Annotated in this window: 15 protein-coding genes; 6 read left to right on the top strand and 9 right to left on the bottom strand. The window is 64.9% G+C overall.

Going from position 1 to position 17,275, the window contains the following annotated elements:
- Positions 1 to 34 precede the first annotated feature (34 nt).
- Positions 35 to 1,393, bottom strand: coding sequence for an ergothioneine biosynthesis protein EgtB (gene egtB, locus Q5H89_RS01995; protein WP_305017614.1), 1,359 nt, complete (start codon positions 1,391 to 1,393; stop codon positions 35 to 37).
- Between the two features lie 281 nt (positions 1,394 to 1,674).
- Here egtB and Q5H89_RS01990 point away from each other — a divergent pair, with 281 nt between their 5' ends.
- The 5 genes from Q5H89_RS01990 (at position 1,675) to Q5H89_RS01970 (ending at position 6,352) form a co-directional block, all read left to right on the top strand.
- Positions 1,675 to 1,953, top strand: a complete 279-nt coding sequence (locus tag Q5H89_RS01990; protein WP_305017613.1) for a KGG domain-containing protein — start codon at positions 1,675 to 1,677, stop codon at positions 1,951 to 1,953.
- Between the two features lie 26 nt (positions 1,954 to 1,979).
- Complete coding sequence (locus tag Q5H89_RS01985) at positions 1,980 to 3,062, top strand: o-succinylbenzoate synthase (RefSeq protein ID WP_305017612.1); 1,083 nt, start codon at positions 1,980 to 1,982, stop codon at positions 3,060 to 3,062.
- A gap of 144 nt (positions 3,063 to 3,206) precedes the next feature.
- On the top strand, positions 3,207 to 4,499 hold the full coding sequence (locus tag Q5H89_RS01980; RefSeq protein WP_305017611.1) for an aspartyl protease family protein: 1,293 nt from the start codon (positions 3,207 to 3,209) through the stop codon (positions 4,497 to 4,499).
- 111 nt (positions 4,500 to 4,610) lie between these two features.
- Positions 4,611 to 5,813, top strand: a complete 1,203-nt coding sequence (locus tag Q5H89_RS01975) for a hypothetical protein (protein ID WP_305017610.1) — start codon at positions 4,611 to 4,613, stop codon at positions 5,811 to 5,813.
- Between the two features lie 56 nt (positions 5,814 to 5,869).
- On the top strand, positions 5,870 to 6,352 hold the full coding sequence (locus Q5H89_RS01970; protein ID WP_305017609.1) for a phasin family protein: 483 nt from the start codon (positions 5,870 to 5,872) through the stop codon (positions 6,350 to 6,352).
- A gap of 192 nt (positions 6,353 to 6,544) precedes the next feature.
- On the opposite strand, the gene Q5H89_RS01965 is transcribed toward Q5H89_RS01970, so the two are convergent.
- Positions 6,545 to 7,528 carry a pyruvate dehydrogenase complex E1 component subunit beta gene (locus Q5H89_RS01965; protein ID WP_305017608.1) on the bottom strand — a complete coding sequence of 328 codons (984 nt, stop codon included), beginning with the start codon at positions 7,526 to 7,528 and terminating at the stop codon, positions 6,545 to 6,547.
- Positions 7,529 to 7,731: 203 nt separating this feature from the next.
- Positions 7,732 to 9,546, bottom strand: coding sequence for a tetratricopeptide repeat protein (locus tag Q5H89_RS01960; RefSeq protein WP_305017607.1), 1,815 nt, complete (start codon positions 9,544 to 9,546; stop codon positions 7,732 to 7,734).
- Between the two features lie 144 nt (positions 9,547 to 9,690).
- On the opposite strand from Q5H89_RS01960, the gene Q5H89_RS01955 reads away from it, so the two are divergent.
- The gene (locus Q5H89_RS01955; RefSeq protein ID WP_305017606.1) at positions 9,691 to 9,909 is read left to right on the top strand and encodes a PspC domain-containing protein; all 219 of its coding nucleotides are present in this window, start codon (positions 9,691 to 9,693) and stop codon (positions 9,907 to 9,909) included.
- 4 nt (positions 9,910 to 9,913) lie between these two features.
- Here Q5H89_RS01955 and Q5H89_RS01950 read toward each other — a convergent pair whose 3' ends face one another.
- From Q5H89_RS01950 to Q5H89_RS01925, 6 genes are all read right to left on the bottom strand, one after another.
- Entirely contained in the window at positions 9,914 to 10,978 is a 1,065-nt protein-coding gene (locus Q5H89_RS01950) for a glycosyltransferase family 2 protein (protein ID WP_305017605.1), read from the bottom strand.
- A gap of 72 nt (positions 10,979 to 11,050) precedes the next feature.
- On the bottom strand, positions 11,051 to 11,389 hold the full coding sequence (locus tag Q5H89_RS01945; RefSeq protein ID WP_305017604.1) for a YbaB/EbfC family nucleoid-associated protein: 339 nt from the start codon (positions 11,387 to 11,389) through the stop codon (positions 11,051 to 11,053).
- Positions 11,390 to 11,583: 194 nt separating this feature from the next.
- Positions 11,584 to 11,805, bottom strand: a complete 222-nt coding sequence (locus Q5H89_RS01940) for a PID-CTERM protein-sorting domain-containing protein (RefSeq protein ID WP_305017603.1) — start codon at positions 11,803 to 11,805, stop codon at positions 11,584 to 11,586.
- Positions 11,806 to 11,943: 138 nt separating this feature from the next.
- Entirely contained in the window at positions 11,944 to 13,671 is a 1,728-nt protein-coding gene (locus Q5H89_RS01935; protein WP_305017602.1) for a hypothetical protein, read from the bottom strand.
- A gap of 51 nt (positions 13,672 to 13,722) precedes the next feature.
- Positions 13,723 to 15,738: a T9SS type B sorting domain-containing protein gene (locus tag Q5H89_RS01930; protein ID WP_305017601.1), complete on the bottom strand. Its 2,016-nt coding sequence runs from the start codon at positions 15,736 to 15,738 to the stop codon at positions 13,723 to 13,725.
- A gap of 19 nt (positions 15,739 to 15,757) precedes the next feature.
- On the bottom strand, positions 15,758 to 17,254 hold the full coding sequence (locus Q5H89_RS01925) for an HAL/PAL/TAL family ammonia-lyase (RefSeq protein ID WP_305017600.1): 1,497 nt from the start codon (positions 17,252 to 17,254) through the stop codon (positions 15,758 to 15,760).
- Between the last annotated feature and the right edge of the window lie 21 nt (positions 17,255 to 17,275).

The following is a 17,275-nucleotide window of genomic DNA, read 5'->3' as shown; positions in this document are numbered from 1 at the left end:
TTCAGCATGACGTTCTTTTGTTGACGCGAGTGAGCTACCGCGCCAGCCTTATCCCCGTGAATTGCCAGCGCTTATCGGCGTGGAAGAAATTGCGGTACGTGAGGCGGATGTGGCTCTCGGGCGTGGCGCACGAGCCACCGCGCAGCACGAGCTGGTTTAGCATAAACTTGCCGTTGTACTCGCCCAGGGCGCCAGCGGCGCGCTGGTAGCCGGGGTAGGGGTGGTAGGCCGAGTAGGTCCACTCCCAGCAGTCGCCCAGCAGCTGGTGGCACTGGCCAGGGTCGGCATTGGCGGCCAGAGGCTGCGGGTCGAAGTAGCCGGTTTCGAGCCAGTTGCCGCCCTGCGGCGTGGCCTGGAAGTGGCGGGCGGCCGTTTCCCACTCGGCCTCGGTGGGCAGGCGGGCGCCGGCCCACTGCGCGTAGGCATCGGCCTCGTAGAAGCTGACGTGCGACACGGGCGCGGCCAGGTTGAGCGGTGCCAGGCCGGTGGAGCCGTAGCGCAACCACTGACCATCAGTGGTTTGCGACCAGTAGAGCGGGGCTAGCCAGCTCTCGCGGTTGACGAGGTCCCAGCCTTCACCCAGCCAGAATTGAAACTGCCGGTAGCCGCCAGCCTCGATAAATTGGAGGAAATCGCCGTTCGTCACGAGCCGGTTTTGCAGCTCAAACGGCGCCACCAATACCTCGTGTACCGGCAGCTCATTATCAAATGAAAAACCCGCCTGCTGGTGCCCAATGGCATAAATGCCGCCCGGCACCGGCAGCCAGGCGGCCGGCCGCGCCGCGCCGCCGGGGCTGGCAAAATCTGGTGCCTCCGTAGCAGTTTGGGTTGCGGGGGGGGCTAGCTGCTCCGTAGTTAAGTAGCCGGGCGCCAGCGGGTTGGTGCTGAGAATGTACTTGATGTCGGTGGCCAGCAATTCCTGGTGCTGCTGCTCGTGGTGCAGGCCCAGCTCGACCAGCTCGGTGGCGGCGGCGGGCAGCTCGGCCAGGCGGGCTAGCAGAGCAGCCATATGCTCGTCTACGTAGGCGCGGTAGCGGTATACATCGGCCAGGGGCGGGCGCGAAAGCGTGCCCCGGTCGGCGCGGTTTACCCTGGAGCCCAGCGAGTTGTAGTACGAGTTGAACAGGAAGGCATACTCCGGGTGAAAGACTTCGTAACCGGGTAAAAACTTCTGCAGCAGCATCGTTTCCCAAAACCAGGTGGTGTGGGCCAGGTGCCACTTGGGCGGGCTCACATCGAGCGAGGGCTGCACCACCGTGTCTTCGGGCAGCAGGGGCTGCACCAGCGCCACCGATTGGGCGCGCACGGCCTGAAAGTGCGCCGGTAGGGCTAGCCCTATGCTGGGGTGGCCGGGCCCGGCAAGCGTGGGCAGCGGGGAATAAGCAAAATCCATAGAGGCAACGAGGAGTGAAGCAAGCGAAGAGTTGCGGGTTTAACAGCGGCAGGCAGCGTAGGGTTGCGCCCGGCCGGGGCCGGCCAGTAGGCGCCGCGGCTGGCGTGCCCGGCCCCGTTTTGCGGCCGGGCACGCCAGCCCGGGCCAGGGGCAAAAATTAGGCAACAAATTCTGGGTCGCAAGGAATTTACCGCTTACTAACGCGGTTTGCAATAGCCATTGACATTGGCACGCAAGACGGCCTCTCTTCACCGATTTCTTCGTTTAAAAAGTTCTTATTTATGAGTACGAGTGGTTTTGTTTCTAACTCATCCGATTCACTTTCTTCGAATGCAAAAGCCCCCAAGCGCCCGGCGCGCCGGGTGGGCGAAAAAAGCCGCCGGGGCTTCGCCGCCATGTCGCCCGAGCAGCAGCGCCGCATTGCCAGCGAAGGCGGCCGCGCCTCGCACGAGAGCGGCAAAGGCCACCGCTTTTCGTCCGACGAGGCCCGCGCCGCCGGCCGCAAGGGGGGCCAGATAAGCCGCCGCGGCCCCAAAAAGCCGCCTGCCAGCACCGACTAAGCCCATTTGGGCCGCACCTTTGCCCCATGCTGTCTCTTACGTATCAGCGGCGGGCGCTGCACTTCAATTTCCCGGCCCGCACCTCGCGCGGGGCGCTTACCGAGCACCTGGCCTACTACCTGGGGCTGCACGACACGCGCCAGCCGCAGGTAGTGGGCTGGGGCGAAGCCGCGCCGCTGGCCGGCCTCAGCCCCGATTACGGCCCTGGCTTCGAGGCGGCAGTCGAAGCGGTTTGCCGTCGCTTCAACCAGGCTAGTCACGCGGCATTGTCGGTGGCCGAGGCGGCCGCGCTGGTGCCCGTTGAGCTACCCTCGCTGCGTTTCGCGCTCGAAACGGCGGTGCTGGACCTGAACGGTGGCGGGCGCCAGCAGCTCTATGCCAATGCCTTTAGCCAGGGCCGGGCCGGCTTGCCCATCAATGGCCTGGTGTGGATGGGCGACGCGGCTTTTATGCGCGCGCAAATTCGGCAGAAGCTGACGGCCGGCTACGCCTGCCTGAAAGTGAAAATCGGTAGCCTCGATTTCGACACCGAGCTGGCGCTGCTGGCCGAGATTCGGGCCGAGGCCAGCCCCTCCCAACTCGTGCTGCGCGTAGATGCCAACGGGGCTTTCTCGCCTGCCGAGGCGCCGGCCAAGCTGGCCCGCCTGGCCGAGTTTGCCATTCACTCCATCGAGCAGCCCATTGCGGCGGGGCAGTGGGCGGCGCTGGGCGCGCTTTGCCGCACGTCGCCCATTCCGGTGGCGCTCGATGAGGAGTTGATTGGCCTCACCGACCCTGGCCGGCAGGAGGCGCTGCTCAATACCGTGCGCCCGCCCTACCTGGTGCTGAAGCCCACGCTGCTGGGCGGCCACGCCGCCACCCGCCGCTGGATAGCCCTGGCCGCGGCCCGCGGCATTGCCTGGTGGATAACCTCGGCCCTGGAGTCGAACATTGGCCTCAATGCCGTGGCCCAGCTCACGGGCGAGTATGCGGTGGGCGATTTTGCCCAGGGCCTGGGCACCGGCCAGCTCTACGATAACAACCTGGCCGCGCCGCTCAGCATCCGGGCCGGGGCCCTGCACTACGACCCGGCCGGGGCCTGGGAGCTGCCCCACAGCACTGGTTTTTAGTGCGCAAACCAGGTGCTAGGCGTACAAGCGTACTGAAGGCCGGCGCTACTGCCTGGATGCCCCGAAACCGCCAGCCCCGCACCATTGCAAACGGCCGGGCGCGGTTGTATATTTAGCCATTCACAGGCTGATTTACCGGGTGTTATGCAAACGAGCTGGGTGCTGGAGTGGGCGCGGCTAGGGCTGCTGCTGCTGGCGCTGCTGGGCAGCGGGCCCGGCCGCGCGCAGCCGGGCGCTGGCACGGCCTGCTTTGCCTTTACCCGGCCGGGCGCGCACGAGGCGCACATGCCATTTTCGGCGCCGCGCAACCTGCTCATCGTATCGGCCCGGCTGAATGGCCATGGGCCGTATAATTTTTTGCTGGATACGGGCGTGGCCACCAGCCTGCTCACCGACCCGCAGCTGGCCGACTCGCTGCACCTGCCCCACGGCGAGCAGTACCGCCTGCTAGGGGTGGGCGGCACCGATAGCGGCCTGCACGCCTACGAGGCCACCAATGTGCGCGTAACGCTGCCCGGCGTGGAAGCGCCCAGCACCAGCTGGCTGGTGCTGAACAGCGACGTGCTCGACCTGTCGGGCTACGTGGGGATGCCCGTGCACGGCATTATGGGCAGCGACTTGTTTCACTCGTTCGTAGTTACCATTCGGCCCACGCGGCAAGATCTGCTGCTCAGCGACCCTGCCCACTACAAGGCCCCCACCGGGCGGCGCTGGGCTAGCCTGCCGCTGGTGCTCGACCACAGCAAGGCCTACGTGCAGGCGGGCGTGCGGCAGCTAGGGGCCGCGCCCGGCAGCGAGCCGCTGCCGCTGCGGCTGCTGCTCGACACGGGCGCGGGCCACGCCCTCAGCCTTGAAACCACCGCCGACCACCGACTGCGGCTGCCCGCCGCCCACCTGCGCACCGACCTGGGCCGCGGCCTTACGGGCATTGTGAGCGGCTCGCTGGGGCGGGTGGCGGCCGTGCAGCTAGGGCGCTACTACCTGCCGCAGGTGCTCACCTCGTTTCCCGACTCTACGCAGGTGCACGAGCGCCTTTCGGGCACCGAGCGGGCGCGCCACGGCAGCCTGGGCTACGAGGTGCTCAAGCGCTTCACCACCGTTATCGACTACCCGCACGGCCGGCTGCTGCTGCGGCCCACCGCCGAGCTGCGCGAGCCCTTCGAGCACGATATGTGCGGCCTCGACCTGCTGGCCACCGGCCCCGACTACCGCCGCTACCTGGTGCTGCGCGTGGTGCCCGGCTCGCCGGCCGCCGCCGCGGGCATTGCCGAGGGCGAGGAGCTGGTGAGCGTCAATTTTATGCCTACTCACCTGTTTTCGGCCACCGACCTCAGCCGCATGCTGCACTCGCAGGATGGCCGCTTGTTGTTCTTGGTGCTGCGCCGGCCCGATGGCGGCCTGTACCCGGCCAGCATCCGCCTCAAGCGCCAGATATAGTCCCTGGCCCAAGGGCTACCCGGTAGGCGCAAGGGGCCAGGGGCTAGCGCCCCGGCTACGGCGCAGTATTCGGGGCGGGCAGTACCTTTCGTGGCCGCTCACCCTTGCCCTATGCCCACCGCTGCCGCGCCCGACACGCTGCCCCCACCCCTCATTCGGGAGAATCAGCACATTTACCGCGATTATTTTCGGGAAGAATTTACGCAGACCCTGGACGACAACATCTTGTGGCTGCTCGACCGGGTGTGGTTTCGCTCGCGGCTGGTGGGCTTCGAGCCCTATCCGCAGCGCAACAACCCTAGCCGGCCGCTCATCTTCGCCTCCAACCACTCGGGCATGGCCTTCCCTTGGGATGCCATTATTTCGCTCTCGCACCTGTGGCGCTACCTGCTGCGCACGCGCGGCACCCTGCGCGATTTGCCCCGCCCGCTCTCAGCGCCCATGCTCTCGGCCACCAAGCTGATGAACCCCTACCTCATCACTGATTTCTGGAAAAAGTGCGGCAGCGTCGATGCCACCACGCTCAACTTCGAAACCATGATGTACTACCAGGAGCACAACCTCATGCTCTACCCCGAGGGCGTGCCGGGCATCGGCAAGGGCTTCAACCGCAAGTACCAGCTCCAGCGCCTGGCCACTAGTATGCTGCGGCTGAGTTTGATGCACGGCACCGACATCATGCCGTTCTACACCATCAATGCCGAGTACCTCAACCCCTACGCCTACAGCTTTGACTGGATAAACCGGCTGACCAAGAAAATCGGCATCCCGTTTTTGCCCATTACCCTGCTGCTGCTGCTCGTCATCATCCAGCCCTGGGCGTTTTACCTGGCCCTGCCCGCGCAGCTTACCTACGTGATGGGCACCCGCATCCGGCCCACCGACTACACCAGTAAAAAGCACGACGAGCTGAGCCGCGACGAGCTGCTGGCCATCAGCGAGCAAATCAGGCAGCGCATGCAAACCGAGCTGAATGCCGCCGTGCTCGCCCACGGCCAGCACCCCTACCGCTGGCGCGAGCTGTGGCAGCGCATGAAGGAAAACCGGCGCTACTTCCCGTTTTTTCTGCCCTTTGCCTGGCCGGCCGTGTTCACCGAGTTTGAGCGCCGCTTTGTGCGCCGGGGCGAGCGCAATTTTAAGATGCAGCTCGACCGGCCCGGCGCGTTTTGGCAAATGCTGTGGCGCAACCCGCTGGTGCTGGCTTACTTTATTCCGGTACTAGGCTGGATTCCCTTGGCCATCAAGGGCTACCGCGATAATAAACTAGCTCGCCTGCGCCGCGCGCCACACTACCAGCCAGCTAGCCGTGCGTAAGTTTACCGCGCTAAGCGCTTCAATTACACCGTTTTCACCCTAGCCCGTTTTCAGTTATGGACGACCTGTTTAAGAAATTCATCAATACCGGCGTGGGCTTTCTCTCGCAGGGCAACAAAGCCGTGCAAACCGCCATCGAAAAGCTGGTGAAGGAAAGCAAAATCTCGGAGCAGGAAGGCAAGAAAATCGTGGATGACCTGCTGAAAAGCAGCGAAACCAAGCGCGCCGACCTCGAAAAACAGTTCAAAGGCCTCACCGAAGACCTAAAAAACCGCGTGGGCCTGAAAGCCGACGATAAAAAAGCCGCTAGCCCCGCCGCCAAGCCAAAGGCCGCCAAACCAGCCGCCAAGGCACCGGCCGCCAAAAAGCCTGCCGCCAGCCCCACCGCCGCTGCCGCCGGCACCGTAAAAAAAGCCGCCGACAAAGTGAGCGCCGCTGCTGGCAAAGCCCAGCGCTCGGCCGCCGCCAAGGCTGGCGCCCCCAAAAAAGCCGCCGTGCAGTCGGCTAGTGACAGCGGCCAGGCGCTGGATACCAAGTAGTTATTAAAGGTATTCTGTCATGCTGACGAAGGAAGCACTTGCTCGTACTACTAGGGAGCAGCCCTAACGGTGCGAGCAAGATGCTTCACTACGTGGCCGCCAGATAAGCATGGCGGTTATTCGTAAACCGCAAAAGGCCTCGTAACAATGCGTTACGAGGCCTTTTACGGTTTAGCGAGGGCTAGCTGAAAGCTAGGCTTTAGCGTAAGTTACTTCCTTCACGGCCTTCAGGATGCGGGCCACGTTGGGCAGCGACGCTTCGATGAGGGTAGGGGCGTAGGGCAGCGGCACGTCGGCGCAGGTGATGCGTACCACCGGCGCGTCGAGGTAGTCGAAGGCGCGGCGCTGCACCATGTAGGCCAGCTCGCCCGAGATGCTGGCCAGCGGCCAGGCCTCCTCAATTACCACCAGGCGGTTGGTTTTCTTCACCGAGTTGATGAGCGTGTCGTAGTCGATGGGGCGCACCGAGCGCAGGTCAATCACTTCGGCCGAGATGCCGTCCTTGGCTAGCTCGTCGGCGGCGGTGTAGAGCAGCTTCATCATTTTGCCGAAGCTCACCAGCGTCACATCCGTGCCCTCGCGCACGATGTTGGCCTTGCCGATTTCGAGGATATATTCTTCCTCGGGCACCTCGCCCTTGTCGCCGTACATCAACTCCGACTCCATGAAAATAACGGGGTCGGGGTCGCGGATGGCGGCCTTCATCAGGCCCTTTGCGTCGTAGGGGTTCGAGGGCACTACTACTTTCAGGCCGGGGCAGTTGGCGTACCAGTTCTCGAAGTTTTGCGAGTGCTGGCTGCTGAGCATACCGGCGTTGCCGGTGGGCCCGCGGAATACGATGGGGCAGGAATACTGCCCGCCCGACATCGAATACAGCTTGGCGGCCGAGTTAATTACCTGGTCAATAGCCACCAACGAGAAGTTGAAAGTCATAAACTCGATAATCGGCTTGAGGCCGTTGGCGGCCGCGCCCACGCCAATGCCGGCAAAGCCCAGCTCGGCAATCGGCGTATCAATCACGCGCTCCGGCCCAAACTCGTCGAGCATGCCCTGGCTCACTTTGTAGGCGCCGTTGTACTCGGCCACTTCCTCGCCCATCAGGAATACCGACGGGTCGCGGCGCATTTCTTCGCTCATTGCCTCCCGTAGGGCCTCGCGGAATTGAATGGTACGCATCAATAGACTAGCAAAAAGCCGGCACACGGCCGGTACGCAAAGCTACGATAGGGAAGGAAGAATTGAGAATCGACGGCCATAAAACGTCTGTCATTGCGAGCGCCAGCGAAGTAATCACATTAGAACGAGCCGCTCTGATTCCGCTCAGGTGCGATTGCTTCGCTGGCGCTCGCAATGACAGACGTTTTTCGCGTTAAAAAGAGCTACTTCAGCGCCTCCCGAAAGGCCTTGCCCTGCACGTAGTCCTGAAACTCCAGGTCTTCGGTGGCCTGGGTGGCCAGGTCGTGGTTGAGGCGCACGGCCTGGTGCAGCTCGGCGGCCATGGCGGCTTCGTCGTGGCGGCGGGCGGCGGCCACGGCCAGGCCGTAGTGCGGGTCGGCGGCCTGCGGGCGCAGGTCGAGGGCCAGGTGGTACTGGGCCGCGGCGGCATCGTAGGCGCCGCGCTGCACGAGCAGCAGCGCCTGGTTCATGTAGTTCTGGTAGCTGGGGCCGGCCAGGCGCAGGCTGGTGAGCGCCTGCTCGGGCTGGCCCACCTGAATTTCGAGGGCCGCCCTATCGGCGAAAACCTTGCGCAGAATATCGCGCGAGCCACCCAGCTTGATGGCGTAGTCGTAGTCCTGCAAGGCCTCCAGGCGCTCCTGGGCGCGGTGGTGGGCCGAGGCCGCGCGGTAAAACAGCTCGGCCGTGGGGTGGCGGTGGGCGGCCAGGGTAAAGTTGACGGCCGCGCGGTGGTAGTAGTTCTGCTGCACCCGTAGGTTCGATTCTTTCTCGGCGCGCAGGGCTAGCACCGTGCCCAGGTTATAAAACGCCTCCCAGCGCGCCGTGCTGGCGGCGGCCAGCTCGTAGATGCGCTGCTTTTCGGCCAGCAGGGGCGTAAGCTGGGCCGAGTAGCGCAGCTCCTCGGGCGTGAGGGCGTCGATGTCGGCTTCTTTTTCGAGGATTTTCTTGCTCAGAATGTACACCTCCGAGTCGTAGCGCGGCGGCGCGGTGTAGGTCACGGCTACCGTGCCCCAGCGCAGCACCGGGTAAATGTAATCTTCGAGGTAATCGAAGTAGCTGAGCTTGTGCAGCGCCTTTTCCTTCTGGGCAAAGGTGCCGGGCGTGTTGTTAATGATGCTCACCACCGAGTCTTGCTGCGCGGGCTTCAGTACCGAGTGCTGCACCTGGTTGAGCAGCAGTTCCCAGCTGTTGCGGTAGGCTAGCGTATCGAAGGTAATATCTTCGACCTTATTGAGATACGAAAAACCTTTCACCCGCTGCTTGTAGTAGTAGAGCAGCATTTTGACGCGCTTGCTGGCCAGGGTCGGCTGGTGGGCATCGAGCGAATCGGGCGAGTGGCCGGCCGCGATGAGCACCCGCTGGGTGTGCTGGTTCTGGTCAATCAGGTCTTCCAGCGCCGCAATGTTGGTGCCCAGGCTGGAGCGGATAAACCACTGGCCCTGGTCGAAATACAAGGGCAGGATGCGCGTGCCGCTCATCACGTTGCTCACGTGCTCGGGCAGCAGGGCTAGCAGGGTGTCTTCGAGCACCACGCGGCGGGCGGGGTCCGAGATGCCGTGCGCCACCAGGGTTTCGGTCTTGGCCGTCAGCACTTTGCCGTGGGGCTTTAGCTCGCGCACCTGGCCGCGGGCCATGAGCTGGCCGGGCGAGCGGCGCGGCGAGTTGGCGATAGTGAAGCGGCGGCGGCTCACCAAGCGGCCCTTCACCGAGTCGTCGTAGGTGAATTCGCCCTGGGCAAACGAAATGCGGCCCACCGTGTCGAGGCGCAGGTCGTGGTCGTATTTGTAGGTGAGCAAGACCTCGTACACGGCGCCTTTGTGCAGGTGCCTGGCGGCTACTTTGGCCGTGGCCTCGAAGGGCACCGACTCGCCCACGGCCGTGAGCGGGGTGGGCTCTACGCGCACGCGGCGGCCGGTTTCGGCCGCTTGCAGCATCTGGGGCAGCGAGGCGCAGCCCGTGAGCAGCGCCGGCAGCAGCCCGCCCGCCAGGCAAAGCTTACTTATTGAGTATAAACGCAAATCGAAAAAAAATTGACGGCAACTAGGGGTGCCCGGGCCGCAACCCGGCCCGCGCCTTAACGTAAGAGCAGCCTTAACGTTTGCCGCCGGTTAGGTTGTATCTTAGCCCGGCAAAGTTGCACCACGCCGCCTAAACCTTCCGCTATGAACCGCCTTACCGACTATATCGAAGCGCAGTCTTTTGGGCTGTGCTCGGCGCTGGGGCAGCGCTGGGGCTTTAGCACGCGCAGTATTCGCTTGTCGTTCGTCTACGCTTCTTTCTTCACCTTCGGCTCGCCCATTGTGCTGTATTTCGCCGGGGTGTTCTGGATGAATATCCGCCGCGCCTGGCGCCAGCAGCGCAGCACGGTGTGGGATTTGTAAGCTACTAAAAAAGTAAGTCGGTAAAGTACCTGCGGCCTTGGGCGAAGTATGCCCACACCACGCTGCCAGCGTAGGTGCCCGCCCGCTCGCGCACCCGCAGCCGCGGCCGGGCTAGCCGGCGGCGCTCCTGCCAATACGCAAAATCGCGAAAAAAATGCCAGTGCGCCCGGCCTACTGCCTTGGCCTCGGGCCAGTTGCGGGCCAGCAGAAAGCGCAGGCTGGCCACCCAGTCGAGCAGCAGCCGCAACGCAAAAGCCGGGGCCAGCTCGCCGGGAGCCGCATTTTTGTAAAGCAAGGCCAGGCCATTGCGAAAGTTTAAGTACGTTTTGCGCGGGCTGGATTTGGGCAAGGTGCCGCCGCCCACGTGGTGCACCACGCTGGCCCCACCGGCATACCACACCTCGTAGCCCGCATTTTGGGCGCGCCAGCAAAAGTCGATTTCCTCCATGTGGGCGAAGAAGGCCGGTTCGAGGCCGTGCAGCTGGTGCCACGCTTCGGCGCGCACCAGCAGGCAGGCCCCGCTGGCCCAGCCCACGGCCCGCGGGTCGTCGTACTGCCCCCGGTCGCGCTCAAGGGTATCAAAAAGCCGGCCCCGGCAAAAAGGATAGGCCAGCCAATCGAGGTAGCCCCCGGCAGCCCCCGCGTATTCAAAAAACGTGGGCTCGGCGTGGGCCAGCAGCTTGGGCTGGGCCGCGGCAACAGCGGGGTTGGCTTCGAGCAGCTGCCGCAGCGGTGGCAGCCAGCCCGGCTGCACGGCCACATCGGAGTTGAGCAGCACGTAGTAGCGCGGCGCGGGGGCTTGGCTAGCGTGCCGAATTTCTTCCAGGGCGTAGTTGTAGCCGCGGCAAAAACCCAGGTTTTCGGTAAGCTGGAGCAGCTCGACTTGCGGAAACTCGCGCCGTAGCCACGGCACCGAGTCGTCGTTGGAGGCATTGTCGGCCACCACCACGCGCGCGCCATCGGCCTGGGCTAGCACGCCAGGCAAAAACTGCCGCAAAAAATGTTCGCCATTGTAATTCAGAATTACAATGGCGACATCGGTACAAGCTAGGTTGTTGGTAGAAGTCAAGAGGTTGGCCGTGGCGGCGCTGCCTTGGCAAAAAGCAGCTGCACCTTATGTAGCGTATGCAAGCTGGGCAGCTCAGCCACCAAAATTGCTCATGTCGAAGCCCGGAATATTGGGCATCAGGCCGCTGGTTTGGCGTTGCAGCTCATTTTTGGCTAGCTCCGCGGCGGCTTCCAGCGCCTTGTTGGCGGCGGCCACTACCAGGTCGGGCAGCATTTCGCGGTCTTCGGGCGTGAGCAGCGAGGGGTCAATTTCGAGCTTGGTCAGGGTGCGGTGGCCGTTGGCGGTAGCTTTCACCAGGCCGCCGCCCGCCTCGCCGGTGGCGGTGAGGTGCTGCAGCTGTGCCTGGGCCTGCTGCATTTTGTCTTGCAGCTCCTTCACCTTGCCCATCATGCCCATCATGTCGAATGCCATAGTCGTAAAATAAGGTGTTCGCGGCGCGCCGCAAACAGGTTGAATTAAAAGTAACGAAGCGTCCCCAACCGGGTAATAGGGCAACCTGACCGGGCAAAATTAGTTCAAACCCGGCCTGGCTGGCCCGCTACGCAAAACGCCCACCCTAGCGCACTAGAGTGGGCGTGTAAGCGCAACAGGTGCAGCTGCCCGGGCTACCGGCGGCGGCGCTGGCGCAGCTTGCGCAGCCCGTAGGCCACGCCGCCCGCCAGCAGCAGCGAAGCCCCGCCATCGAGCGGCACCTCGGTGGCGGTGGGGCTTTGGGGCGTGGGGCCGCCCGTGGTGGGCGATTGGGCCAGGGCTTGCTGCAGGCTCCCGGCCAGCAGCAGCAGCGTGCCAGCCGCTAAAAAACTCCGCTTTGCAGTAGTAGTGAGCATGGTGGGAAGGGAAAAAGTGAACAAGTAGGGATGGGTGGGCGCGGCGGGCGCCCGCCTGGTAAGCGAGATACTACACCAGCCAGACGGCCTTCCTACGCTCAAGCCCCGACCCGCGTTGTCCGGCTTTTTACCGCACCGCTAGCCCAGCTTGGCCAGGGCAGTTTTCAGCGCAGCCACTACTGTGTGCAGCCCCTGGGCGGGGTTGGGGCCGAGGTGAATGTGCAGGGCGCGGCGGCCGTTGTCGCGCAGGGCCTGGAGGTCGCCCTGGGCCTGGGCATTCTCGAAAGTGCCGAAGGTGTAGGTGCGGCCAGGCAGCGGCAAGTCCTGCGGGTGGTCGGCAGTGAACTGCACAAAAAGGCCGGTGTTAGGGCCGCCCTTGTGGTACTGGCCGGTCGAGTGCAGAAAGCGCGGGCCGTAGCCCGAGGTGGTGGCAATGCGCAGCTTGTCCTGCACCAGTTGCCGAATTTCGGCTAGGGCCTGGTTCAGCTCGTCGGTTTCGTGCAGGTAGGCTTGCAGCGTCATAAAGTTGCCGGGCTGCGCCTGCTGGAAGAACGCCTGGAGCACGCCAGCGGCATCGGCGCCGGTTACGTCGCCGTAGTAGGCCACGCCATCCTGGGTGGCGGCGGGCTGGCCGGGGCTGGGCAGCTGGCCTTTCTCGGTTACTTCCTTCATCAGCTTATCGGTGGCCGTTTTGGCGGCCTGCACGTTGGGCTGGTCGAAGGGATTGATGGCTAGCACGATGCCCGACACGGCCACGCCGATTTCCCAGCGGTAGAACTCGCGGCCCAAATCCAGGGCATTGCGCAGGCGAATGATAATAACCGGGTGGCCGGCCTGCTCCAGGGCCGTCAGTTTGTCGAGGCTGGTCTGGTCGGGCTCGCTTTCGTAGCCCACGTACACAAACACGCGGTCGGTGCCGTACTCGTCGGGGCGGCCCAGCGGCTCGCCGGCCACTGGTAGTATGCCCTTGCCTTCCTTGCCGGTGCTTTCGGCCAGCAGCTGCTCCAGCCACAAACCCAGGCTGCTGAGCGACTCAGGGGTGATGAGCGTGAGCTTGTCGCGGCCCTGGGTGGCCAGCACGCCAATGGCGGCCCCTAGCTGCAGGCCGGGGTTGTCGGCCACGGGGCCGTGGGCACCGCAGGCGCGCATCATCTCCACCGCGCCGTGCAGCAGGGCCGCAATGTCGATGCCGTAGAGGGCCGCCGGCACCAGGCCAAAGTACGTGAGGGCCGAAAAGCGCCCGCCCACCTCGGCAAAGTTGAGGAAGATTTTGCGGTAGCCTTCCTGCGTGGCCTGGGTCACAAACTTGGAGCCCGGGTCGGTGATGGCCACGAAGTTTTCGCCCGCCTTGTCACCTTTAATGGCCTTTACCTTGTCGTAGAAGTAATCGCCGAAAGCCAGCGGCTCGGCTGTGGTGCCCGACTTGCTGGCCACGATAAACAGCGTGTGTGCCAGCGGAATCGACTTTTCTAGCTCGGCCACGGTGCCGGGGTCGGTGGTGTCGAGAATGGAGAGCGGCAGGCCCTGCTGCTCGAACGAGCGCTCAAACACGATGGGCGCCATGGTGCTGCCGCCCATGCCCATCACCACCACGTGCTGAAAGCCGGCGGCCTTCACATCGGCCACGAAACCCACGATTTCGCCTACGGCCTTGGTCAGCACCTCGGGGCTATCGAGCCAGCCCATGAAGCTGCGCACGCTCTGCTGGGCCTCGGCATCCTGGGTCCAGAGGGTGGCATCTTTGTGCCAGAAGCGGGTGGTAAAATCCTGGCTGTTAAGCGTGTCGATTTCAGCCTGCACGGCCGGCTGGTACTGGCCCAGGTGGTAGGTGGCGGCGTAGGCCGGGGTTTGCTCGGGAGCGTTCATGAACGGAAGGGTTTTGGTGGTGCCTGCGTAAAAAGCGGGCGCCGAAAAAAGTTATTTCAAAATCGTCACGGTGCCGGTCTGGGTGAAATCCTGGCCGGCCTCGTCGCGCAGGGTAAAGCGCCACACGTAGGCCGCATTCACCGGGGCATGGCCCCGGATGGTGCCGTCCCAGGTCTGGCTGCGGTCGGTGGCCCGGAAGGCTTCCTGCCCGTTGCGGTCAATTACTACGAAAGTAAAGCCACTTAGGTAGCGCCCTTTCAGCTCCAGCACGTCGTTGAGACCGTCGCCATTGGGCGTAAACGCATTGGGCACGATGAGGCGCGGCTGCCGCACCAGGCTAGCCACGTTGGAGTAGCTGACGGTGCCGGCCGGCAGCCCGCCGCCGCTGGCCTGCACCCGGTAGCGCACAATCTGGCGGTCGATGGGCGGGTTGGCGTCGAGGTAGCTCAGGCCCGTGAGTGCGGCCGAGGTAGCCAGCACCGTGCCATCGGGGGCTAGCGTGAGCACCCGGTAGCTCACGCTGGCCGCGCCGCCAGGCCCCCGAAAGGCCGACCAGTTCAGGCGGGCCGTAAGGCCCTCCGGGTCGGCGGCCACCACGGTGAGCAGGCTGGGGCAGGTGGGGAGGCTAGCGACGGCGGCGTTGCCGCACACATCTTGCAGGCGCACGGTGTAGCAGGGCGGCGCGGCTAGCAGGGTGGCCAGGGGGGCGGGGTCGCGCAGGGTGTCGGTGGCGGTGGGCACGGCCGCAAAGTCGAGGGCGCCGGGGCCGCCCTGGCGGCTGTAGCGCAGCTGCCCGCCCGCCGCCAGGGCCGCGCCGCTGGCCTGGCTGGCCGTGAGCGTGAGGCGGTTCTGCAAATCGAAGCTGGCATTGAGCAGCGGCGGGGGCGGGGGCAGGGCCGACACCGTTTGCACGGCCACCTCGCTGGAGAGCGCCGTGCTGCCGCCCACGGTGGTGGTTTGCAGGCGGTAGGTGTAGCGGGTGCCGCAGGCCACGCCCGCATCGTCGTAGTGGCTGGTGCCGGCGGGCAGCGTAGCCAGCGGCGTGCCATTGCGCAGCAGCGTGTAGCTAGCCACCGGGCCGAAGGCCAGCCAGCTCACGGTGTTCACATTATTGGCCGAAGCCGCCGTGAGGTTAATAGCCGGCACGGGCTCCGAGAAAGTAGAGTCGAGGCCGCAGGGGTCATAATTCGCCAGGCGATACAGGCCTTGAAACCCTGTCTGTGAGTAAGTTGTGGGCGCGGCAAATCCCACTACTGCACGGAACCGCGTGGGGGTAGCCGGGTCGGCTACCTGCAGCAGGTTGGCCAGCAGCACGGTCGTGGTGTTTTGGCGCAGGCCGCTGAAGGTAAAGTCAATAGGGCCGGGCAGGGGGCCTTGCACGGTTAGGGTCGGAATGCGCGGCTGCTGCACCACCAGGGCCGGCACTACGGCCGAGGTTTGGCCGCCGCACAGCGTATTGGTGTTGTAGTGGCCCGTAACCGTGATGGTGCTGCCCGCCGCGGCCGGCAGGCTCACGGTGCCCCGCGCGAGCGGCCCAATCAGTGGCCCGCTATCAATCTGCGCGAAGTAGCTGTCGTAGCCATTATCGGTAATGAGCAGGCTAGCCGTGTTGCGGGCGCAGGCCTGCACCGTAATGAGCGGCGGCGGCGAGCCATACACCTGAAAATTGCGGGCGTAGATGGTGCCGGTGCCCCCACTGGTGCTAGGGTTCGAAAGCTCGGATATGGTAATGAGGTTGACCGAGCCGGACGTGAAAGTATTGTTGACCAGCTTATAAGTCGGAAAGTCGCAGCCCGGCGGCAGCGTAAGGGTGCTGCCCGAGGTAATGGTAGCCGTGTAATACAGCAGGTTGGCGGCTACCGTGCGCCCGCAGGCGGGCTGAAACCGGACCGGCCGGCCCACGCAAAGCGCCTGCACCTCCTGGCCGGTGGCTACGTCGATGGCCACAAATGGCACCGGGCAGCCCGCCGGCGGCGTGTTAATAACGCACTGGGCCGCGGCCGGGGCCGCCGCCCCCGCCAGCAGTAGCAGCAGCCAGAATTTCCGGAACAGAAAAAGCGATTTCATAACGACAGCAACGCTGGTGTTAGGCCCAATCGTACTCGCGCACGAAGCGGGCGGCCCGGTGCAGGTCGGGCGCCAGTACCCGGTCGTGCGGCACGAAGGTAACCACCTCGCGGAAGGCGGCCACCACGGCCTCCAGGGCCGGGCTGCTGCGGGCGGGCCGCCGGAAATCAAGGGCCTGGGCCGCGGCCAATAATTCAATCCCGAGTATCTGCTCGGTGTTTTCGACCACGCGGCGGGCTTCGGCAGCGGCCGTGGCGCCGGTGCTCAGGGGGCCGTGGCTGCTTTGGCCGCTTTCGGCCAGCGACGACGGCGAGCAAAGCTGCTTGTTCTGGTTGACGAGGCTAGCCGCTGAGTGCGGCAAGGCCAGCAGCCCAAAGTTGAGCGCCGCATCGGCCGCCAGGTACAGCGGCAGCTGCCGCTGGCCCGACACCAGCAGCGCCGTGCGCCGCTCCGAAAAGCTGCCCAGCCCGGCCACGGCCATGGCCAGGTGGTCGAGCACCAGCGCCAGGGGCTGGCCGGGCAGGCTGGCGCCATCCAGCAGCAGGTCCTGCTCCGGAAAAATAAGGGCCCGGCCCGTTACGGCATTGCACTCGTTTTCGGCCACCTGGCTCACGTAGGCCAGGGCATCGCGGCTAGCCCCGTGCACCTGCGGCACGTACTGAAAAGACTGCGGGTCGTCGGGGGCCGGTACCGCTTTGGCCCAGGCCTGGGCTGGCAGGCCCGAGCCGGCCAGCTGCTGGCGCAGGCGGGCGGCCACCAGCATGGGCCCGGCGTGGGCCCGCGCCTGGTGCAGGGCCTCGTGCAAGGGCGCCGGCGAGGCCCCAAACACGTCGCTCGACAGCGCGGCAATACTATCGGCGGCGCGCAGCAGGCGAGTGGCGCGCTCCACGGCCTCGGTGGTGTAGGCCAGCATAAACTGGTTGCCCCCCAGCAGCGCCAGGCCCTCCTGGGCGCGCAGCGGCAGCGGCTCCCAGCTGAAGAGGCCCAGCACATCGGCGGCGGCCAGGCGGTAGCCCTGGTAGTTAACTTCGCCCAGGCCCATCAGGGGCAGGCACAGGTGGGCTAGGGGAGCCTGGTCGCCGTAGGCCCCCAGCGAGCCCTGCTCGTACACCACCGGCCAGATATCGCGGTTGTAAAAATCGAGCAGGCGGCGCACCGTGCCCAGGGCCACGCCGTGGTGGCCTTGGCTCAGGCTCTGGGCTTTCAGCAGCAGCATGCGCCGCACCAGGGTGGTGGGCACTTCGGGGCAGGTGCCGGCGGCGTGCGACATCAGCAGGTTGGCCTGCCACTGGGTTTGAGCGTCGGGCGGCAGGCCGGCATCGGGCAGGCGGGCAAACAGGTCGTGGTTGCTAACGGCGTCGGGGTTAGCTACCGGGGCGAGGCGCTGCTGCAAGTAGGCGTGGCCGGTGCTGATGCGCTGCTCGGCTTCGGGGCTCAGGCGCACAGTTTCGGTGCCCTGAAGCATGGCGGCCAGGCTAGCCAAGGTCAGCGGCTGCGTAGGGGAGAGGTCGGGCATAGCGGCGAAGTAACGACGAAG

This window comes from Hymenobacter cheonanensis (assembly GCF_030581075.1).
GTDB lineage: Bacteria > Bacteroidota > Bacteroidia > Cytophagales > Hymenobacteraceae > Hymenobacter.
This window is presented reverse-complemented; position numbering and strand designations above follow the sequence as displayed.